This is a genomic window from Sorangium sp. So ce131 (assembly GCF_051519095.1).
GTDB lineage: Bacteria > Myxococcota_A > Polyangia > Polyangiales > Polyangiaceae > Sorangium.
This window is the reverse complement of the sequence record NZ_CP150455.1, coordinates 2,752,252-2,773,941: the sequence shown is the minus strand read 5'-3', so window position 1 is coordinate 2,773,941 and position 21,690 is coordinate 2,752,252. Positions and strand designations below refer to the sequence as shown.

The 21,690-nt window shown below is 74.3% G+C and carries 12 protein-coding genes; 2 read left to right on the top strand and 10 right to left on the bottom strand.

Annotated elements, in window-relative coordinates; genetic code table 11:
• Window positions 1-124: 124 nt before the first annotated feature.
• Window positions 125-1,561, top strand: coding sequence for a PGRS family protein (locus WMF43_RS10245; RefSeq protein WP_437679312.1), 1,437 nt, complete (start codon window positions 125-127; stop codon window positions 1,559-1,561).
• A gap of 722 nt (window positions 1,562-2,283) precedes the next feature.
• Here the strand turns inward: WMF43_RS10245 and WMF43_RS10240 are convergent.
• The 5 genes from WMF43_RS10240 to WMF43_RS10220 form a co-directional block, all read right to left on the bottom strand.
• On the bottom strand, window positions 2,284-3,981 hold the full coding sequence (locus tag WMF43_RS10240; RefSeq protein ID WP_437679311.1) for a protein kinase domain-containing protein: 1,698 nt from the start codon (window positions 3,979-3,981) through the stop codon (window positions 2,284-2,286).
• 172 nt (window positions 3,982-4,153) lie between these two features.
• On the bottom strand, window positions 4,154-6,259 hold the full coding sequence (locus WMF43_RS10235; protein ID WP_437679310.1) for a protein kinase domain-containing protein: 2,106 nt from the start codon (window positions 6,257-6,259) through the stop codon (window positions 4,154-4,156).
• Between the two features lie 95 nt (window positions 6,260-6,354).
• Entirely contained in the window at window positions 6,355-8,577 is a 2,223-nt protein-coding gene (locus WMF43_RS10230) for a protein kinase domain-containing protein (protein ID WP_437679309.1), read from the bottom strand.
• Between the two features lie 72 nt (window positions 8,578-8,649).
• Window positions 8,650-10,296 carry a protein kinase domain-containing protein gene (locus WMF43_RS10225; RefSeq protein ID WP_437679308.1) on the bottom strand — a complete coding sequence of 549 codons (1,647 nt, stop codon included), beginning with the start codon at window positions 10,294-10,296 and terminating at the stop codon, window positions 8,650-8,652.
• Window positions 10,297-10,429: 133 nt separating this feature from the next.
• Window positions 10,430-13,042, bottom strand: a complete 2,613-nt coding sequence (locus tag WMF43_RS10220) for a protein kinase domain-containing protein (protein WP_437679307.1) — start codon at window positions 13,040-13,042, stop codon at window positions 10,430-10,432.
• A 386-nt stretch (window positions 13,043-13,428) separates the two neighbouring features.
• On the opposite strand from WMF43_RS10220, the gene WMF43_RS10215 reads away from it, so the two are divergent.
• The gene (locus WMF43_RS10215; RefSeq protein ID WP_437679306.1) at window positions 13,429-13,776 is read left to right on the top strand and encodes a cupin domain-containing protein; all 348 of its coding nucleotides are present in this window, start codon (window positions 13,429-13,431) and stop codon (window positions 13,774-13,776) included.
• An 81-nt stretch (window positions 13,777-13,857) separates the two neighbouring features.
• On the opposite strand, the gene WMF43_RS10210 is transcribed toward WMF43_RS10215, so the two are convergent.
• The 5 genes from WMF43_RS10210 to WMF43_RS10190 all read right to left on the bottom strand — a co-directional run bounded on the left by WMF43_RS10210 (window position 13,858) and on the right by WMF43_RS10190 (window position 21,653).
• The gene (locus WMF43_RS10210) at window positions 13,858-16,608 is read right to left on the bottom strand and encodes a transglycosylase SLT domain-containing protein (protein WP_437679305.1); all 2,751 of its coding nucleotides are present in this window, start codon (window positions 16,606-16,608) and stop codon (window positions 13,858-13,860) included.
• Window positions 16,609-16,966: 358 nt separating this feature from the next.
• The gene (gene cheB / locus WMF43_RS10205; RefSeq protein ID WP_437679304.1) at window positions 16,967-18,046 is read right to left on the bottom strand and encodes a chemotaxis-specific protein-glutamate methyltransferase CheB; all 1,080 of its coding nucleotides are present in this window, start codon (window positions 18,044-18,046) and stop codon (window positions 16,967-16,969) included.
• Window positions 18,047-18,139: 93 nt separating this feature from the next.
• Window positions 18,140-19,051, bottom strand: coding sequence for a CheR family methyltransferase (locus WMF43_RS10200; protein WP_437679303.1), 912 nt, complete (start codon window positions 19,049-19,051; stop codon window positions 18,140-18,142).
• Entirely contained in the window at window positions 19,048-21,165 is a 2,118-nt protein-coding gene (locus WMF43_RS10195) for a HEAT repeat domain-containing protein (RefSeq protein ID WP_437679302.1), read from the bottom strand. Before WMF43_RS10195 ends, WMF43_RS10200 begins: the two co-directional genes overlap by 4 nt.
• A complete protein-coding gene (locus WMF43_RS10190) occupies window positions 21,162-21,653 on the bottom strand; it encodes a chemotaxis protein CheW (RefSeq protein ID WP_437679301.1) in 492 nt (163 codons plus the stop codon). Before WMF43_RS10190 ends, WMF43_RS10195 begins: the two co-directional genes overlap by 4 nt.
• Between the last annotated feature and the right edge of the window lie 37 nt (window positions 21,654-21,690).

The window sequence follows — 21,690 nt, the reverse complement described above, 5'->3', positions numbered from 1 at the left end:
GGGGGAAACGGGCGGCGCGGGAAGCACAGGGGCATCTGGCGCGGGAGGGACGGGAGGCGCAGGAGGAACAGGCGGCTCAGGCGGGACAGGCAGCGCAGGAGGAGGGCCGACGATAGTGCAATGTGTGCCCAGCGCTGAGCAGGACTGGACTGCGGACGAGACGTGCGGCGTGTTCGTGTCGGCAGGTCGTGGCAGCGCCGAGGGCTCAGGAACAAAGGATGCGCCGCTCAAGTCGCTCCAGGCGGCCATTGCTCTCGCCCAGCAGAAGACCGGTCGCGTCTACGCGTGCGCCGGCGACGGCGAGGAGTTCAACGAAGCGGTCGACGTGCCGAGCGGCGTCACGGTCTACGGCGGACTCGACTGCGGCGATGGCTGGGCATGGATCGGCGGTACGACGAAGACCACCCTGACGGCAGCGCCGGGAAAGATCCCGCTGACGATGCATGGGGATTCGGGAGTCGTACACATTGAAGACGTGCACGTCACGGCGCAGCCGGGCATGCAGGGAACCAACGCGACGGTTTCGTCGATCGCGGCCATCGCGCTCAACACGGACGTGGAGCTCGTCCGGTGCGTGCTCGAAGCGGGAAATGCAGCACCCGGAGCGAGCGGAGCACCTCCTCCAGGCCGTCCCGGGGTGGCCGCGGCAGGGCAGGCGGGGGGCAACGCCTGCTCCCTGCCGAACGAAGCTGATGTGGCAGGCGGGGGCGCCGTGGTTAGCGATTGCGACACACCCGGTGACCCGAACGACGATTCGCGCGGTGGCAGGGGCGGCACTGGCTCGATGTCCGAAGGCTACAATGGTGCAAATGGGGAACCTCTCCTCACCGCTATCGGCGACGAGCCCAATGGCGGCGCAGGTCACCCGACGGGCGTTGTAACTCTCTGCACTCCTGGCGACCCAGGCAGCAGCCGCGGCCCGGGCATGCCCGGCGTGGACGCCACGGGCCGCGGTGCCATCTCCGCGGCCGGCTATGCGGGTGCCCCTGGCATGGACGGCGGCCGTGGGATGCCGGGACAGGGTGGCGGCGGCGGCGGCGGCGAGCGGGGCGCAACGTCGACCAGTACCCGCAGGTGTCCGGGCAACATCACTAACCGCGCCGGCGCAGGCGGCGGCTCCGGCGGGGCCGGCGGCTGCGCCGGCGCGGGCGGCCGAGGTGGCCTCCCGGGAGGCGCCAGCATCGCGCTGATCAGCATCAATGCCATGTTTTCTTTTACCAACGTAGTCCTCGGGGCCGCCGACGGCGGCGATGGTGGCGACGGCGGCGACGGACAGCAGGGTGGCGCGGGAGGCGCAGGAGGCCCGGGCGGGACGGTTCCGTCCGGTTCCGACGGTCTATCCGCCGGCTGCCCCGGCGGCATGGGCGGCGATGGTGGCGCCGGTGGCAAAGGCGGCGGCGGTCAGGGCGGCCATTCCCTCGGCATCGCCTTCCTCGGCCAGCAGCCGCCCACCGCGGGCGCCACCATCTTCCGCGGCAACGCTGGCCGCGGCGGCACAGGCGGCACCCCCGACCGCCGCGGCGCGGATGGAGTCGCGATGAACGTGCTGGGCTTCGACTGAGCCGCCCCGATGCGCCTCGCAGCCATGAATGCCCGCCCACATCTCCGCCTCGTCTGCTCCTCCCGGTCACGCTACCGGCCGTGCCGGCCACCGCCGATGCCCACCCGCCACGCCGGCGGAACGCGCCGGTCGCCCGACGCGCCGGTGCCGCTTTACCAGCGTTGAGGCGCACCGCTGCCCCACCGCCGCGCCCGTCGCAACACATGAATCGGCCACCTTGGCCGCTCAGCCGACGATTTCAGCGCGTGTCACGGCCAACTCGCCGGCCCCGCAGCGCATCTCAAGTGTTGATCCCGCCCGCCCAGCCGCCGTGCCGCCCGTCTCAACGCCTGGAACGGCCAACCCGGCGCCCGAGTGCCCCCCTGCAATGCTTGCATCAAGCCGTGCAGCGGACGCACGACGGGGCCCGCCCGCCCTGGATGCCCTCCTGCCGCGCGCGGAGGATCGACGGCCCTCGGCGGCGGTGACCCCTCGCTCTCTCGACGTCCGCCATCGACCGAGCGCAGTCCGAGCTCGGTTTTTCGAGGTTGCACATCGGTTCTTGGCAGCCGCATATCGGTTTTTCGATGTCCCACTTCGATTTTTCGATGCCCTACATCGGTTTTTCGATGTCCAGCATCGATTTTTCGAGGTGGCCCCTTGACATTCCCGTTACGGCACCTTACGCGCGGCGGCACCACCCCTCGCCTCCAGCCACCGGCTCACGCACCGCGATCTCGGCCTCAAAATCCCCAGTCCGGCTGATTCTTCGAGTCTCCCCGGGCAGGACCTGTGCTCCCCGGCGGCGCCCCTCTGCCCGCGGAGGGTGCCATACGCGGCCTCTCGGGCGTCGTCCGTGGCTCCTCCTGGCGCGGCGTCGGCGCCGCGGTCGGCGTCTCTCCCGGGGAAGGCCGTGCGCTGCTCGTCCCGGGCGAGGGTGCCGGAGCCGGCTGCGCTCGCTCCGGCAAGGCGCTCGCCGCTGCAGCGGTGTCCCCCGGCGCCCCCGGCGCCACCTCCGGCACCGGCGCGATCGCCGCCCCCGTCCCGGTCCCCGTCGCCGCTATGCTCGTGGCCGCAGGCGCCTCCACCTTCGTCGCCGCAGCCGCCTGCGTCCCTTCCCCCGCCGCCTCGGCCGACGCCGTCGCGCCTGGGTTCGCCTCCGCCGCCACGCTCGCCTCGCCCCCCGGCTCCCCGGGCGCCTCCATCATGCGCCGCAGCATCACACCCAGCCCCAGCCCCACCGCGGCGATCCCCACGCTCCCCGCGGCAATCCAGGCCGCCCTCGCCCCTCGCGAGCGCTGCCGCGACGGCCCCGCCACGTGAACCGCGTCGGTCAGCGTGCCCGGCGACGGCTCCGGCCCCACGGCCGTCTTGCCGTCCCCGCCGACCGGAACCTGCGCAGGTGCCGCCGGATACGAAGGCCCCCCGTACCCCCCGTACCCACCGGGTGCCCCCGTCCCCGCCGCCGCGACGCCCGCCGTCCCCGCCGCCACCGCGCCCCCCACCGCCCCCGTCACACCCGGCCCTCCCGCCGCCGCCCACCCGAACGGGCTCGACCCGCCCACCCCCGACGACGAGAACACCGCCGTCACCCCGCTCGCCCGCCCGAACTCCTCGACCATCTCGCGCACGTTCTGGAACCGGTGCGCCCTCTCTCGCGCCAGCGCCCGCGCGAAGAACGCGTCGATCGCCGCCGGCAAATCCGGCGCGAGCTGCCTCGCCGACGGGATGGGCTCCACCAGGATCTTCGTCATCACCTGCGCCAGCACGTCGCCCGGGAACGGCAGGTACCCCGTGACCATCCGGAACAGGATCACCCCCATCGCCCAGAGATCGCTGCGCGCGTCGATGTCGCGGTCGGCCCGGAGCTGCTCCGGGCTCATGTAGTGCGGCGACCCCATCACCTCGCCGGTCGTCGACGCCTCCGTCACGAGCTTCGGCGCCGTCTCCTTGGCGATCCCGAAGTCGATCAGCTTGAGCAGGTCCTCGTCCTCGCCGTCGACCCGCGCCAGGAACAGGTTCGCCGGCTTCAGGTCCCGGTGGACGAGCCCGGCTTCATGCACGCTCCGCAACGCCTTGCCGGCCTGCACGAGCAGCCGCTGCGTCTCCGCCAGCGGGAGCCGCCGCACCCGCGAGAGCCGCTTGCTGAGGTCCTCCCCGCGCAGGAGCTCCATCACGAGGTACGGCACGCCCTGCTCGAAGCCGAAGTCGTGCACCTGCACCACGTGCGGGCTCCGGAGGTGCGCCGCCGCGCGCGCCTCGCGCTCGAAGCGCGCGCGGAACGCCGGCGCGCCGGCGTAGGCCGTCCCCATGAACTTCACGGCCACGTGTGTTCCGAGCTGGACGTGCTGCGCCACCCACACCGAGCCCATGCCGCCGGCCGAGAGCGGGTGCTCCAGGCGGTACTTGCCGGCGATGATCGCGCCTGAATCAAGCTGCATGGGCCAGGGCGCCTCCTGCGCCGGCGCAGCGTAGCCGATCGCGCGCGCGTCGAGCAGGCCGCGCGCGACGTGCACGGCGACCGCGAGGGCACGGGTGAGCGAGGGCGCGCATCGGAGCGAGCTCGAGGGCGCGGGTCGCGAGGATCGGCGTCAAGGCAGCTGGCCAGCTGTCTCAGTCGAACGGCCGGTTCGGCGCAGAGAGCTTCTTCTCCGGAGCGGGCTTCTCGACGGCTGGCGACGCCCCGGGAGCCGCACCCGCCGGCGCGCCGAACAGCTCCTCGTAGACGTCATCCTTCTTCGCTGCCGGCGGCTTCTTCTGCTGAGCCGACGCCGCGCCCGACGTCGGCGTGCGCCCACTCGCCGTCCCCATCGTCTCCGCTGCGCGCGGCGGTCGTTCCCCCTGCCCCGCTCCTGCCTTGACCGCCTCGGCCGTTCCCGGCGCAAGGTTTCCCTTGCCGCCCGCAATGCCGTCCGTGGGACCTGCCTTCGCGGACCCCGAGGCATTCACACGATCCCCCATCACCGCCGGCTCCTTCGACGGTGCCACCTCTGCAGGCGCCCCTACCGCCGCGGCCTGCATCGCGGCCGGCGGAGCCACCTCCACCGCGCCCATGCCCACGCGCGGCGCGCGCCCTGCGTCCTCTTCCGCAGGTGCATCCGACGCCTTTCCCCAGCCGACAATCCACGCTGCGGCAAGCACGCCAACGATCAGCCCCACCGCGATCGTCACCGCCACGGCCGTGCGCTTCCCACGCCTCCGCCCCGCCTTGACGCCCTCTCGCTCCGTGGCGACAGGCCGCGCGCTCGCGCGCTCCACGTGGGCTCGTTGCGCCAGGGCCATCGCCCGCGCCATCTCCGCCGCTTGCTGGTGTGCCGCGGCAGCCTGTCCTCGCATCACGAGCGTCCCGCGATGCGTCACCATCGGCTCGGCCCCTGCCGCGGGCGCCCTGCCGCCCGCCCCACCCGCCGGGCTCCCCGCCTGCGCCGCCTGCGCTGCCTGCGCCGCCTGCGCTGCGTGCGCCGCCTGCGCCGCCCGCGCTGCCTGCGCCGCCTGCGCCGCCTGCGCCGCCGCCTGCGCCCCACCCCGTTGCGGTTGCCCCACCGGCTTCACCGGCACCGTCGTCGCGAGCTCGTCCGGGGTCGGCGCCCTCCCCTGCCCTCGCTCCGGGACCACCGCCGTCTCCTGCTCCGACGCCCTCCTCGACAGCGGCGCCGTGCGCTCTCCTTCTCTCGCGTGCGTCGCGGTGCGCGTCGGCGACTCCCTCCAGCCCGCCCCCGCGTGCGCCGCGGTGCGCGTCGGCGACTCCCCCCATTCCGCGCCCGCGCCCGCGCCCGCGCCCGCGCCCACCTCCGCCGCGGCCGCGCTCACCTCAATCGGTGCCCCCGCCGTTTGCGCCGCCGCCCCGCGCGCTCCCGCCGACAGCATCACCTCCGTCAGCTCCCGCGCCACCTCCTCCGCCGCCGCGAACCGCTCCGCCCGCTCCCTGCGCAGGCATCGGTCGACGATCCTCACGAGCCGCTCGTCCACGCGCCGCAGGTACCGCGACACCTTCGGGATCTCCCCCGACAGGATCTGCGACAGCAGCTGCGGCCCCTCGCCCTGGAACGGCCGCACGCCGGTGAGCATCTCGAACAGCACCACGCCGAGCGCCCACAGATCCGCCCGCGCATCGACGTCCCCGTCGGCGCGCACTTGCTCCGGGCTCATGTAGAACGGCGACCCGACCGCGGCGTCCATCGTCGACGACACGCCGCGCGCGACCGCGAGGTTCTTCGCCACCCCGAAATCGAGCACCTTGACCACGAAGCCGTCCGCGTCCGGCGGCCGGTGCACGAAGATGTTCGCCGGCTTCAGATCGCGGTGCACGATCTGCACGGCGTGCGCCGCGCCGAGCGCGCCGGCCACGTCGTGCGCGATCCGGGCGGCGAGCGGCTCGTCGAGCCGGCGCCTCGCCTCGAGCAGCTCCGCGACGCTGTCGCCGACCAGGAGCTCCATGATGAGGCACGGCTCGCCGCTCTCGGTGTGGGTGACGTCGATCACGTCGACGATGTTCGGGTGCTGCAGCGCGCCGCACGACTGCGCCTCTCGGAGGAGCCGCTTGCGCAGCGAAGGGTCGGGCCGGGCGATCAGCTTGATCGCCACCTCGCGCCCCGTGATCTCGTTGGTCGCGGCCCAGACGACGCCCATCGCGCCCTGGCCGATCCTGCGGTTCAGGCGGTACTTCTTCGCGAGCAAGATGCCCGGAACGAGCCTGTACGCCTCGAGCCCTTGTGACATATCCCCCCGGGGTCCACCGCCCACCCGGGCCTACCACTGCGCCTGTGCGACCGGAACCGGGGAAGACACGCCCCTCCCCTGTCCGTCAGCACCGCTCAGGGCGCATAAGGATCTCTCTTCCGCTCCTGGTTCCGCAGGCAGTTCGTCCGGATGAATCCGGTCTTCCCGGCGCACGGATCCGGGGCCGTTCGCTTGGCCGCGGTTTGCGCCGGAGGTGGCGGCGTCGGCGCAGCGGTTCTCGCCGTAGGCTTGAGCGCAGGTTGCTCGGCAACCGGGCGCCTCGGCGCCGCCGCCGGCGTGGTCGCCGTCGCTGTGGCCGCCGCAGCCGCCGCCGGTGCAGCCGCCGCCGCTGGCGCTGTCGTCGCCGCCGCTGGCGCTGTCGTCGCCGCCGCTGGCGCCTGCTGCGCCGGCAGATCCGGCGCCTCCGCCCCGGCGCGCTCCGAGCCGACAGCCGCGCCCGCATCGACCTCCGTGTCGGCCTTGGGCGGCTCTGGCGCCGCCGACGCCTGAGCCACCGGAGCCTGAACCGCCGGAGCCGCCTGCGCGGCCGGCGGCTCCGGCGCACGAGGCGAGCCGGCGCTGCTCGCGCCCGTCTCGACCCCGGCCTCCGGCGACGCTTCGGGCCGCGCGAACACCGCGTCGTCCCCGGAGCCACGCAACCCGAAGTAGAGCGCCGCGCCCACCACGATCGCTGCCCCGGCCGCCAGCGCCGCCGCGGCCGCCCGGGGGATGCGCTCCTTCCCTTGCCGCGCCCACCACGGCGACGCGCCCTGCGACTGCGGCGGCGTGCTCGGCGCCGCAGGCCGCACTCCCCACGGCGACAGCTGCCCCTGCGCCGCCACACCCACGCCCGGGCTCGGCAGCGGGGTCGACCCGAGCGGCGCCGTCGTCGATCGCCCCGCCTCGTCCTGCCCCCTCGCCGGCGCGCCGTTCATCTGGGACTCCGCGCCCGTCATGGCCTCGAGATCGAGCTTCTGGGTTGTCTCCGGGTTCCACCCTTCGTCCGCCGCGGCGCCTCCTGACAGCCCCGCCTGATCCCCTGCCATCTCGCCGCTGACCGGCAGCGCCGGCACGGACAGCGCCGGACCCGGCATCGGCGGCGACGACATCCCCATCGACGGCATCGGAATCGGCGGTGACGACATCCCCATCGGCGGCGACGACACCGGCATCGACGGCGACGACATCCCATAGGGTGGCGACGACATCCCCACCGGCGGCGACGACATCCCCACCGGCGGCGACGACATCCCATAGGGTGGCGACGACACCCCCATCATCGGCGGCGACGACACCCCCATCATCGGCGGCGACGACACCCCCATCATCGGCGGCGACGACACCCCCATCATCGGCGGCGACGACACCCCCCTCGGCGACGACGACACCGGCCCCGGCATCGCCGACGCCCGCCCCCCCGCCACCCCCTCTTGCCCGGCCGCCATCGCGGCGATCGTCCCGGTGCTCAGGAACTCGTCCAGCAGCTCCGCCGCCTCCGCCGCCGACCCGATCCGCTCCTCGCGGCTCCGCCGCATACACCGCGCGACGAGCTCCACGAGCCCGGGGTCCACCTTCCGCAAGTACCTGGAAACCTTCGGGATCTCCCCGTTCAGGATGCCGGTGAAGACCGCCCTGGCGTCCCCCTGGAACGGCCGCATGCCGGTCAGCATCTCGAACATCACCACGCCGAGCGCCCAGATGTCCGCGCGATGATCGACGTTCGGCTCGGCCCTCACCTGCTCCGGGCTCATGTAGAGCGGCGAGCCGACCGCGCCGCCGGTCGCCGTCCGGATGCCGTCGTTCGCGGCGAGGTTCTTGGCGACCCCGAAATCGAGCACCTTCACCACCGGCTCGTCCACGTCCGGCCCGCGGTGCAGGAAGATGTTCGCCGGCTTCAGATCGCGGTGCACGATGTGCTCGGCGTGCGCCGCGGTCAGGCCCCTCGCCACGTCGCGCCCGATCGCCGCCGCCACGTCCGCGTCGAGCCGCCGCCGGCGCTCGAGCAGCTCGGCCACGGTCTCGCCCGTGAGCAGCTGCATCACCAGGAACGGCTCGCCGCCCTCGGTCTCCCCCATGTCGTAGAGGTCGATGAGGTTGCGGTGCCGCAGCGCCCCGCTGTTCCGCCCCTCCCGCTGGAGCCGGCGCCGGAGCTCGGGGTCGGGGCTGTGAAGCAGCTTGATCGCCACCTCGCGCGCGGTCGTGACGTTGACCGCCGCCCAGACCACGCCCATGGATCCCTCTCCGAGCTTCCGCTCCAGCTTGTACTTCTCGGCGATCACCACGCCGGCACCGATGTGCGTGAACGACTTGGACATCATGCTAAGCGGCCCTGTTCGAAACGCGGCGCCCCGGCGCGCGAGGTCCGCTGGCACAGCGTAACCCGGAGCGCGTCATGCCAGGGCAGCTTGCGCTCCGCCACGGGCGTCCGGGATCTCCACGCCGGCGCGCATCACCAGGAAGCCGACGGCCATGCCCAGCCCCAGCAGGAGGATCGCCACGAGCAGCCCCAGCGCGATCCACACGACCCGGGACGGCGGAGGGGGCGCAGGCACCCCGGCCGGAGCCTGGGCGGCCCCCTGCACGACATCGGCCACCGGCGCGGGTGGTCTTCGGGGGGCAGGCGCCAGCTGCGCGTGGGCCGCGGACGCCGGCGGCGCGTGGGCCGCGGACGCCGGCGGCGCGTAGGGCGCTGGCGCCAGCTGCGCGTGGGCCGCGGACGCCGGCGGCGCGTAGGGCATGGGCGCCGGCGGCGAGTGACGCGCTGGCACCGGCGACGGCTGAGGCGAAGAGGCCGGCGCGGAGTGCTGTCGAGGCCGGTACGCCGACACCTGCTCCGGCGGGAGCTTGAGCGTGCCGAACTCCCCCAGCAGCGGATTGCTCGGCTTGCTCGACGCCTGCTCCCTCGGCGCCTGCTCCCTCGGTGCCGGCGTCCCCGGCGCCGCGAACCCGGGCGTCGACGGCGCCGCCCCGTTCGCCGACGTCCCCGGCACCCCGGCCGCTCCCCACGTTCCCCCCGGGGGCGTGGGCCGCCGCCCGGCGTGGAGCTCGGGCCGCGAGATCGGCAGCGGCGTCATGTTCGCCGGCGCAGGAACAGCCCCGCCCCTCGGCGACGACCCCTGCGGCTGCGGCGCCTCGTACCGCAGATCCGGCGACGACGCGCCCCCGCGCGAACGAGCGAGCGGCGCGACGAACGGCTCGAGCGCCGCCGCGACGTCGGCCGCCGAGCGCGGCCGCTGCTCGCGATCCCGCTGCAGGCACTGCGACACGAGCGCGTCGAGGCCGGGATCGATCTGCCGGACGAACTGCGCCACGGTCGGGATGTCGCCGTGCAGCACGTTCCGGAGGAGCTCGTGCGCCCGCCCCTGGATCGGCCGCGACCCGACGAGCATCTCGAACATCACCACGCCGAGCGCCCAAAGGTCCGCGCGAGGATCGATCTGGCCCTTCGCCTGCACCTGCTCAGGGCTCATGTACGCAGGCGAGCCGATGAGGATGCCTGTCGCGGTGCGCATCTGCTGAGGCCCCGTGAGCACCTTGCTCACCCCGAAGTCGAGCAGCTTGACGACATAGTGGCTCTCCCCCGGCTCGGTGTGCAGAAAGACGTTCGACGGCTTCAAATCGCGGTGGATGATGCCGCGCTCGTGCGCCGCGGCGAGGCCGCGCGCGATGTCGCGGGCGATGCGCGCCGCCTCGGCAGGCTCCAGCCGCCGCTTGCGCTTGAGATAGGACGACAACGTCTCACCGGAGAGGAGCGGCATGACCAGGAACGGATCGCCGCCCTCCGTCTCGTCCGCATCGTAGATATCCACGATGTTCCGGTGCCGGACAGCGCCGCAGGCGCGCGCCTCCTGGAGGAGCCGGACGCGGAGCTCCGGGTCGGGCCGCACGAGCAGCTTGAGCGCCACCTCGCGAGACGTCGCCTCGTTGTGCGCTGCCCAGACGACCCCCATCGCCCCCTCGCCGATGCGGCGAAGAAGTCGGTACTTACCGCAGACGAGCGCACCTGGCGGCGGCCCGGGAGGCGAGGGAGGCTGCATGAGGTGGACTCGCGAGAGGACGAAGGCTGCGGTCGAGAAAAGGCGCTTGGTTGAAGTGTCGCAGGTAGGGCAGCGCACCGTCAAGTAAGGCGCGTGGGCGCAGCGCGCCGCAGCGCGGCGCCATGCGTCGGCGCTACTTCTTCAGCTTCGCTTCGCAGTTCTTCTTGAGGAAGGACGTGAGACCCGCGCACGGGTTCGGTGCAGGCGTCGTCCTCGCGGCCTGCGATGACGCCGGAGCAGTCTTCACCTCGCGCGGCTTCGCGCTCGGCGCCGCGCCTCCCGGCGGGCTGCCCGCCCCTGCGCCGCCGATGCTGCCCGGCGCTGCGCCGGTGCGGCTGTCGACCGGAAGAACGCTCGGCGCCGCCGACGACGTCGGCGCCGTCGAGGGGGGCGACGCCGTCGAGGGTGTCGGCGCCGTCGGCGCTGCGGTCGCCGTGGAGCCCGGCAGCGTCCCCGAGGGCTGAGCCGAGGGCGCATCGATCGGCGCCTGCGTCGGCGCGACCACCGGCGGCGTCGCCTTCTCGCCTGCCGGCGCGCCGTCCTCCGGCGCCACGCTCCCGGACGACGCCGTCACCGGCGCCGCGGTGCCGCCTTCGCCCGACCGCATCGCGATGAACATGCCCGCGAGGATCAGGGACAGCGCGGCGGCCGCGATCGCCAGCACCGCGGCCATCTTCTGGCGCTTCTGGCCGTCGCCCTGCGGCGTCGCGTCCTGCGCCGCGTGCGCCCCGGTCTGGCTGGCCGACGGCGACGGGCTCTTCGCGACCAGCGGGCTCGTCGACGAGCTCCCCATCTGCCCAGCAGCGCTCGCCGCCGCGCTGGTCGACATCCTCGAGTCGGCCGGGCTCGCGACCGCGTCCGCATCGAGCTTCACCGTCGACTCCAGCATCCGGCCCGGCGGCGCGCCGAAGCTCCCCGCCGGCGGCGCGACGGCAGCGCCGGCGACCGGCGCCGGAGCCGCTCCGTCCGGCATCTGCGGCGCCGTCATGCGCACCGTGCCACCCCAGTACGGCCGCTCCGGCGCGGCGCCCAGCGCGGGCTGCGCCGGCGCGGGCTGCGCCGGCGCAGGCTGCGCCCCGCCGCTCGCCGCGGCCGGCGCCGGCCCGGCGGACGCCGACCCCAAAAGCGACGGCAGCGGCGTCGCCACGGCCGCGGCGGGTGATCCCGCCGCCGGGTGCTGCCCCGTCGGGACGCGCTGCCTTGCCGCAGGCCACGCCGACTCCGCGCTCGCGCGCATCTGCAGGGTCGGCGCGTCCTCGTCCCACGAGCTACCCCCCGCTGCCGCCACCGCGATGTTCGGCCCCGAGCCGCCCGCGCGCGGAAGCATCACGCCCGCCGCCTGGCCCACGCTGGCCGCTTGCCCCGCAGCCGGCGCCCGGATCGCGCCCATCGCCGGCCCCGAGGCCCCCACCGGGCCCGCTTCCCGCTGCGACGGCGCCCCCGCCGCCTCGTGCACCTGCCCCAGCGGCGCCCTCGGCCCTCCGCCCAGCAGCGCCAGCGGCAGCGCCCCAGCGCCCGGCGCACCGACGCTCGGTCTCTCGACGTTCGGCCCACCGACGCTCGGTCCACCGACGTTCGCCCCCCCGACGTTCGCCCCCCCGACGTTCGCCCCCCCGACGCTCGGTCCACCGACGCTCGGTCCACCGACGCTCGGTCCACCGACGCTTGGTCCACCGACGTTCGCTCCCCCGGCGCCTGCCCCCCGGGCGCTCGGCGCCCCGGCGCTGGCCGCCAGCACCGCGCTCGGCGTCGGCATCGACGCCCCGAGGCTCGCGCCGCCCGACCCGGGCTCCACCGGCGGCGCCAGCGATCCCCCGCTCTCCGCGCCCTCGCCCGACGGCAGCTGCCCGTCCGGCGACGTCTGCCGCAGCGACGCGGCGGCGCCTCGCCCCGCGTACTGGTCGAGCTGCGCCGCGACCTCCGCCGCCGACCCGATCCGCTCCGACCGCTCCCGCCGCATGCAGCGGGCGATCAGATCGACGAGGCCCGGATCCACCCGCCGGAGGTACTTCGCCACCGTGGGGATCTCGCCCGACAAGATCCCCATGAACACCGCCTGCGCGTCCCCCTGGAACGGCCGCGTGCCGGTCAGCATCTCGAACAGCACCACGCCGAGCGCCCAGATGTCCGCGCGGTGATCGACGTTCGGCTCGGCCCGCACCTGCTCCGGGCTCATGTAGAGCGGCGAGCCCACCGCGCCGCCCAGCACCGTGTGCAGGCCGTCGTTGACCGAGAGGTTCTTGGCGACCCCGAAATCGAGCACCTTCACCACCGGCTCGTCCATGTCCGGCTCGCGGTGCAGGAAGATGTTCGCCGGCTTCAGATCGCGGTGGATGATGTGCATCCCGTGCGCCGCCGCGAGGCCCCTCGCCACGTCGCGCCCGATCGACGCCGCCACCGCCGTGTCGAGCCGGCGCCTCCGCGCGAGCAGCTCGGCCACGGTCTCGCCCGTGAGCAGCTGCATCACCAGGAACGGCTCACCGGCCTCCGTCTCCCCCATGTCGTAAATGTCGATGACGTTCCGGTGCCGCAGCGCCCCGCAGTTGCGCGCCTCGCGCTGCAGCCGCAGCCGGAACTCCGTCTCGGGGCGGTGGATCAGCTTCAGCGCCACCTCGCGGGCCGTCGCGACGTTCACCGCGGACCAGACCACGCCCATGGCCCCCTCGCCGATCTGGCGCACGAGGCGGTACTTCCTGTCGATCAGCACGCCGGACGCGAGCAACGTCGGGCTCTTCGGCTGGGACATCAGCGGCTTTCCGGCAATGCAGCGCGCATCGCCCTCGTCGTCACCCCGCAACGCCCCCCGGCGGCCGCAGCGCGCGGCCCGCGATCCCCGTCACGACGCCCCGCCCGCTCGACACGCCCCGCGCTCGCACCCAGCGAGCCCCCCTGCGCGTCATCCCGCGCAACGTCACATCCGATCCACAGGTCCACGGGACGCGCCTCCTGCGCAACGCATCCTACAGCAGTTCGCCTCGAGGCGATACGTTCTCTGCGACGTGCGACCGACACGGAAAGACGGACAGACCCGACTCGCTCCAGAGTGGCCGGGCGCCAGGATCGCCATCCACGATTCCAGCGGAGCCGGACAAAGGGCCGCACCCGCGAATCGGGGGAGGAAACGAGGCGCAAATGGGCGATACAACCGTCATGAAGGTCTCCTCCGGCCGCTCTCCGACAGGCCAGATGGGACAAAAGTACCTGGCCTCCGGAAAGCAGGTCTCGATGCGGCTCTGGGAGCGCGAGCCGCCGGGCGAGGCGAAGCCGCCGACGTCGCGCGATTACGAGACCGTGGGGTTCGTGATCGAGGGGCGCGCCGAGCTGCACCTCGAAGGACAGATGGTGCGGCTCGAGCCGGGCGACTCCTGGACGGTGCCCAAGGGGGCATCCCACTCCTACAAGATCCTCGAGCCCTTCACCGCCGTCGAGGCCACCAGTCCGCCCGCCGGCGTCCACGGACGAGACGAATCCAAGCAATGAAGTCAGGCCAGGCCTGACCACATCTCCGGCCGCGCCGTATCCACGGCATCCGAGCTCATCCTTGGAGCCGCCCGCTCGGCCTCACAGCGCCGTGCCGCTGCCGTCCGCAGGCTTCTCCTTCTCCTGCGCTCCCTTCTCCTGTGCTCCCTTCGCGCGCCCCGCCGGCTTCTCCTCGGCCTCCGCCGCAGGCGCCGGCGCCTTCTCGCCCTGCGCCTTCTTCTTCTCGGCCTCCCCCGCCTTCTTCGGGTCCGGCGCCGGCCCAGCCGCCCCGGCCCCGGCGCGAGCGCCGCCCGCCTTCTCGCCGCCGTCCGCCCCGGCCTTCTCGCCGCCGTCCGCCCCCGCCTTCTCGCCGCCGTCCGCCCCGGCCTTCTCGATCTCCACGCGCGCCGGCTTCGTCTCGCCGCCTTCCGCCGCCGCGGCGGGCTTCGCCGCCGTGGCGGGCTTCGCGGGCGCGGCGGGCTGCGCGGGCGCGGCGGGCTGCGCGGGCGCCACCACCACCGCCGGCTTCACCGGCTGGGCCGCCGCCTTGTCGCCGTCGTCGACCGGGCCCGCGGCCTCGGTCGACGCCACGCGGACCTCGTCCTCGCGCGGCTCCGCCGGCACCGGCGCCGGCGCCGGATCGTCGGCGTGCGACGTCGGCACGTAGACCACGAGGCGGTCGCCCGGCATCAGCAGGCTCCGCCGCGAGCGCTGGTTGATCCGCTCCAGGCTGCCCACGCTCAGGCCGTAGCGGGTCGCGAGCTTGCTGAACGTGTCGCCCTCGCGCACCGCGATCTCGATGCGCTTGCGCCCCTTCAGGCCCTCGAAGTGAGCGAAGAACTCCTCGGAGCCGACCTCCATGACCCGCGCGTCGGCGTCGGCGAGCAGGAAGACCCCCTCGTGGCGCTGCGACTTCGGGACGAACAGCTGGAGCGTCATCCCCTCGTGGAGCGCCGCCCCGGGGGCGAGCGTGTTCCAGCGGCAGATCTCGTCGGGCGTCACCGACAGCACCGCCGCGAGATCCCGCAGGGTGTCGCCCGACACCACGCGGTAGAACACCCGCCGGCGGCCCTCGTACGAGAAGCGCTGCGCCGGGACCACGACGACCGGCTTCGCCTCCGAGGACAGCGGCGCGCCGTTCGCGAGCAGGTGCTCCGCCGCCGCCGCGCCGACGCCCTCCGCCGCCGGGACGAACAGGAGCACGCCGGGGCGCACCGGCTCGCCGGGGCGCAGGCCGTTCAACGACTGGAGCGTCCACCGCGTCGTCCCCCGGACGTTCGCGATGTCGTCGAGCGACTCGCCCCAGCGGACCAGGTACCGCTCGAGCTTCGGCTCGCGCTCGAGCAGCTTCGGCATCGACTTCGCCGCGCGCGCCCCCGCGCCCGCAGGCACCCGGACCTCCCAGCGCGCCTGCTCCTTCGCGTCCACCGGCAAGGGCGGCGTGCGCTTCGCCACGAGCTGCGGGTTCAGCGCCTCGATCTCCGGCGACCCCGACCCCGCCGCGGCCGCCACCGCCTGCAGCGACACCCCCGAGCCGAGCGAGATCTTGTCGAACGTCACCGCCGGGTCGAGCTCCACCCCGTCGCAGCCGAACACCTTCGGGTTCCGCGCCACGATCGCGATCGCGAGGATCTTCGGGACGTAGAGCGCCGTCTCGAGCGGCATCCCCGCCTCGAGCCGCGACAGCTCCCAGAAGTCGTTCGTGTTGTACTTCCGGATCGACGCGAGCAGCCCGCCGTAACCCATGTTGTAGGCGGCGAACGCGAGCTCCCAGCCGCCGAAGCGGCGCCGCAGATCCGCGAGGTACCGCGCCGCCGCGAGCGTCGACCGCTCGGGGTCGAGCCGCTCGTCGATCCAGCGGTCGACGGTGAGCCCGTAGATGCGCGCCCCCTCCGGCATGAACTGCCAGAGGCCGGCGGCGCCCGCGGGGGAGTGGATCGTCGGGTCGAAGCCGCTCTCGACGAGCGCGAGCCAGAGCAGATCCTCGGGCAGCCCCTGCTCCCGGAGGACGCGGCGGATCGCGGCGCCGTAGCGGCCGCTCTTCCGGATCCACGAGGCCACGGCGGAGCGCCCGCGCGGGTCGTCCTTGTAATACTCGAGGTAGCGCACGACCCGGCCGTCCCAGCGCACCGGGACGTCGGGCAGCTCGAGCTGGCGCAGCCAGGAGATGTCGCGGGCCTCGTCGGCCTGCGGCGGCGCGACGGGCAGGCCCGCGGGCGGCAGGCCGGTGGCCTCGAGGCGCGGCTCGCCCGCGCCGAGCAGGAGCGTGCCGTCGACCGGCCACGCGGGCCCGGCGCTCGGGGCGGCGCCGGGAAAGAGGGCCAGGTCGATCTCGCGCAGCGTGCGGAGCTCGGGCGACTCGCCCACGCTCCCCCCGACGGGCGTCGCGGTGCCCGCGATGACCCGCCGCGCCGCCTCGTCCGGCGCGCCGGGCTCCCCCGGCTTGCGCGTGACCTTCGCCGCGCCCTTCTTGGTCGGCTTGGCCCGCGCCGCCGGCTTCGCCGGCGCCTTCGCCGCGCTCTTCGCGCCCTTCCCCGCCGCGCTCGCGGTCCGCGCCGGCGGCCGGGCCGGCGCAGCCTTCGCCGCGTCGCCGTCGGCCGCGCCGTCCTTCTTCGCCTCGGCCTTCGCGCCGCCGTCGGCCGCGCCGTCCTTCTTCGCCTCGGCCTTCGCGCCCCCGGAGGCGGCGCCGTCCTTCTTCGCCTCGGCCTTCGCCGGCTCGGCCGCGCGCTCCGCCGCCGGCGCCGCAGGCCCCGCGGCCTCCGGAGGCGCGGCGAGGCCCTCGAGCGGCACGCCCGAGAGGGCGGCGATCCAACCGAGACAGACAAGCCTGCGTGCGGCGCGTCGGATCCGCATGTCAGCGCCCGACCTGTCTCACGATGCGCCCGGGGGGTCAACTTTGGCAGCCCGCCGGAAAGGTCACAGGCCCCGCCGGAAGCGCGGCCGGAACAGAGAGCCCGGGGTCACATGTGGCGAGAGGAGAGATTTTCAACCACAGAGGCGCAGAGGAGAGGCGCCGCCCGCAGACGGTCCCCTGGAGCGACATCGGGTTGAACCCGCCTGAAACGAGCAGAATTTCGAACGCCAAGGACGCCAAGGCGCCAAGGAAGGCAAGGACGCCAAGACATCATCTTCTTCTTGGCGTCCTTGACGTTTTTTCATTTCTCGCGCGATCAACGCGATCGGTGCTCCGGCGAGACCGGACGTCATGCCTCTACGCAAGCAGCGCGATGAAGTCGCCGATCGCCGTGAACGGCAGGCTCTCGTTCACGACCCCCGCCCGCACCGCGGCCCCGGGCATGCCGTAGACCACCGCCGAGTCCTCGCTCTCGGCCACCACCGTGCCCCCGGCCGCGCGGATCGCCCGCGCGCCGTTCACGCCGTCGTCGCCCATCCCGGTCAGGATGATGCCCACCGCGCGGCTGCCGCCCACCTGCGCCACGCTGCGGAACAGGCGGTCCGCGCTCGGCACGTACCGATCCCCGGGCGCCGGCGCGCCCACCCGGATCCGGATGTCGCCGCTCAGGCCGACCCCGCTGCCCGGCGTCACCGCGATCTCCATGCACATCCGGCCAGGGCACACGTAGGCCTTGCGGGCCACCACCTGGTCGCCGTTCTGCGCCTCGACCACCCGGAGCCCGCCCTTGCGATCGAGCCGCTCGGCGAACGTGCGCGTGAACTTGTCCGGCATGTGCTGCGCGATCAGGATCGCGCCGGGGAAGCGGTCCGGGATCCGGTTGAAGATCTCGAGCAGCGCCGTGGGGCCGCCCGTCGAGGAGCCGACCGCCACGAGGTGGCGCAGCGAGACGCCGAGCCGCGACGACGCGTCCTGCACCGGCCGCGGCGCCGCGGCCGGCGCGGGGCGCGCGGCCGCCGCGGGCATCGGGGCCCGGGGGCGGAGGTAACGCACGAGCAGGACCTTCTGGATGATCTCCTTGCGGATCTGCGCGTCCGCCGTGAACTGACGGTCCGGCTTCGCCACGAAGTCGACGGCGCCGAGCTCGAGCGCCTTGAAGACGTTCTCCTTGTGGCTGTAGCTCGACACGATGATCACCGGCGTCGGCTGCCGGGCCATCAGGATCCGCAGGAACGTGAAGCCGTCCATGCGCGGCATCTCGAGGTCGAGCGTGATCGCGTCCGGGCGGAGCTGCGCGGCCTGACGGAGCGCGTCGTCGCCGTCACCGGCCTTGCCCACGACCTCGATCTCGTCGCTTCCGCTCAGGATCTCGGCGATGTTGCGCCGGTTGTACGCGGAGTCGTCGACGACGAGCACGCGCAGGGGAGCGAATGTCATGAGCGCAAAACCTTCCGCCGGAGGTTCATTCTAGCCCACCCGGGGCGCCCTGGAACCACCCGTCTCCCGTCCCTCCTCGACTTCCACCGCGCTTCACCCGCCCTCCTCCCCGCTCCCCCGCCCCGGCAGCGCCTCCCCGAGCCCGAGGCGCAGCGTCGCCGCCGGCTTGCGGTACACCAGATCCTCCCGCAAGTGCACGAGCTCGAACGCGGTCGTGACGTTCAGGAGCGACTCGGAGTGGCCGAGCAGGAGGAACCCGCCGGGCGAGAGGCGCTCGTAGAAGATCTCGATCACCCGGCGCCGCGACTCCTCGTCCAAATAGATGAGCACGTTCCGGCAGAAGATGACGTCCGCGCGCCCGACCACCGCCGCGCGCGACGAGTCGAGCAGGTTCAGGTGGCCGAACTGGCAGAGCGAGCGCAGCTCGTCCACCACGTGGAACCCGTCCGGCCGCTCCGTGAAGTAACGCCGCTTGAGCTCGGGCGGCGTCGTGCGGAACGACGACGCGCCGTAGACCCCCTTGCGCGCCGCGACCACACACCGGCGGGAGATGTCGCTGCCGAAGATGCGCACCTCGCGGCGATCCGTGACGCCCGACTCGCGCGCGGCGATCGCGATCGAGTAGACCTCCTCGCCCGTCGAACAGCCCGCGCTCCAGATCGACAGCCGGCCCCGCGCGCCCCCCACCTTCGCGATCATCGGCACGATCTCGGTCATGAGGGCGCGGAGCTGGTAGTCCTCCCGGAAGAAGTACGTCTCGTTCACCGTGATCACGTCGAGCGCCTCGTCGAGCTCGGCGCGACCGCGGCCGTGGGAGCGGAGGTACTCGTAATACTGGCCGAACGACGACAGCCCGAGCACGACGACCCGCTCGCGCAGCCGGCGCTCCATCGACGTCCGCGCCTCGGGCCCGAAATGGAGCCCGCAGTGCTTGTTGAACAGCTCCCGGAGCCGCTGGAACTCGTCGGGCAGGAGGCGGATCTCGTCGTGCCGCCGCAGGGTCACAGCACCTTCCCCGACGGCGGCCCGCCGGACGAGCCCGGGGAGGACGCGGGCCCCTCGCCGGGATCGATCGGCCCGAGCGGGTGCGGCGCGCTCAGCCGCTCCCCGGCCTCGCTCCACGGCGGATCCGAGCGGAACGGCGCGCCCCCCTGCGCCGCCGCCGCGATGAGCTCGGGCTCGCCCGAGGCGCGGACCAAGCCGAGCAGCTCGCGGGCGCGGACCCGCTCGTCGCTCGCCGCGTCCCCGAGCGACGCGTAGAGGCGGCCGAGCGCGCGCGCCGCCGCGAGCCGGACCTCGCGCTCCTCGTCGGCCAGGGAGAGGCTCAGCACGTCGAGCGCCGACGCGCCCGCCGCCGCGGCCACCGCGGTCACGGCCGCGCGGCGCGCGCGAACGTCCCCCGCGGAGGCCGCGCTCGTCAGGAAGGCGACCTCCTCCGGGCCCGCCGCGCCGAGCGCCTCGAGCACGATCGCCGCGGCGAGGTACGTCTCCTCCGCCTGCACGAGCCGCTCCACGAGCGCGCGCGCGGCCTCGGGGTGGCGCTCCGCGAGCCCCGCGAGCGCGCTCTCCGCCGCGCGCGCCACCGGCAGCGAGATGGCGCGCGTCTGCGACACGACGAGCGCGAAGTCGTCCGCCGTCCCGATCTTCGCGATGCCGTAGAGCGCGCTCGTCGCCACGAGCGTCGACAGGCTCTTCACCGACCGCCGGACCACGTGGACCAGATCGTCGAGCGAGACCTCGAGATCCGGGTCCGGCGGATCGGCCTGCAGCGCGCGCACCTGCTCCGCGATCGCCACGGCGCCGTCGATGAGCGCGGCCGTCGCGTCGTCCACGCCCTCCCAGAGATCCGGGTCGGGATCGACGTGCCGCTCGAGGTAGTTCAGCACCGCGTGCAGCGCCTCGCCGCCGAGCAGCCCGAGCGCGCGCTGCGCCGTCTCGACGAGCGCGGGCTCGATCATCGCCTGCACCGCGGCCTCGGCCGCGCCCCGGGCGCGCGCCATCGCCGCGAGCACGAGCGCCTGGGCGCGGCCGCTCACCGGGTCCGCGCCGAGGCCGCGCCACGACGCGGGCTCGCTCACCCCGGGGCTCGGGTGCGGGGCGGCCGCGGCCTGCACGAGGCGCGCGCCCACCTCGGGCGGCGCCGCCTGGAGCGCCTCGACCACGTGCGGCGCGAGCGGCCCCTCCGCGAGCCGCGCGAGCGCCCGGACGAGCTGCGCGAACGCGCCGCCCCGCGCCGTCGCGAGCGCCCGCGCGAGCGCCCGCGGCGCCTCCGGGCTCTCCGCCAGCGCCGCGGCCACCAGCGCGGCCGGGCGGAGGATCGGGTCGTCGATGAGCGGCGCGAGCACCCGCCACGGCACCGGCGCCTCGAGCGCGTTCAGCCCGTTCAGCGACGTGAGCCGCACGAAGCGGTCGCGATCGCTGAGCCGCTCGTACAGGATCTCCGTCACCCGCTCGCGCGCGATGAGGCCCATCCCGGAGATCGCCTCGATCGCGCTCTGGCGCAGGTTGTCGTCCTGCTCCGCGAGCGCCGCGTAGAGCGGGTCGAGCGCCGCCGGGTCGCGCGTGCGGCCGAGCGCGTCGACGACGAGCTTGCGCTCGTCCCCCGCGAGGTCGCCGAGCGCCGCGACGAGCGCCGGCGTGGCGTCGCGGCCGCAGTAGCCGAGCACCTCGATCGCGGCGTTCCTGAGGCCCACGTCGTCGCTCGTCCGGAGCGCCTCGAGCAGCGCCTCGACGAGCACCTGCGCGGCCGACGGCCGCTCGCCCTCCGGCCCGCCCTGGCCCGGAGGCGGCCGCTCGCCCTCGGCCGCGCCGTGGCCCGGAGAGGCCTGGATCAGCCGGTGGCAGGCGTACGTCGCCTCCTTGCGGACGCGCCAGTCGGGATCCCCGAGCGCGCGCAGCAGGAGCGGCAGCGCCTCGCCGATGTCCGCCCGGCCGAGCCGCGCGGCCGCCTGGCGGCGCTCCTCGGAGTCGTCCGCGCCGAGCGCCGCGGCGATGGCCGAGATCGGCATCGGCGTGCTCCGCACGCTCGGGCTGATCGAGTCGGGCTCGCCCGGCCAGAGGCCCGCGTCGGCCGCGCGGAGGCCGCTCAGGGGGCCCGCGTCGTCGAAGGGGCGGCTCACGGCGCCTCCAGGAGCGCGCCGGACGCGGCGAGCGCGAGCGCGAGCTCGATGAAGCGGCCGACGTCGAGCACGAAGATCATGCGCTCGTCGTGCGTCGTCACGCCCATGATGCCGCGCAGGTCGTTGCTGCCGCCCACCGGCGGCGTCGGCCGGTAGTCGCCGCTCGTCCCGAACACCTCGGTCACGGCGTCGACGACGAGCCCCACCGTGTGGGTGCCGACGTCGACGAGGATCCACTTGGTGCTCCGGCTCGGCTCGGCCGGGGCCATCCCGAAGCGGACGCGGAGCTCGATCACGGGCACGACCTCGCCGCGGTGGTTCGCGACGCCGGAGACCTCGGGGGGCGTGTGCGGCAGCGCGGTCACCGGGAGCGGGTTCACGATCTCGCGCACCCGCGTGATGTCGATGGCGTAGTGGACGTCGCCGATCACAAAGCCGACGAGGCTCTTCTGCGGGTCGGGACGGCTGCGCTCTCCAGTCAACGGCATCTGAGCCTCCGAGCGTCCGGGCGCCGTGAGCGGCCCG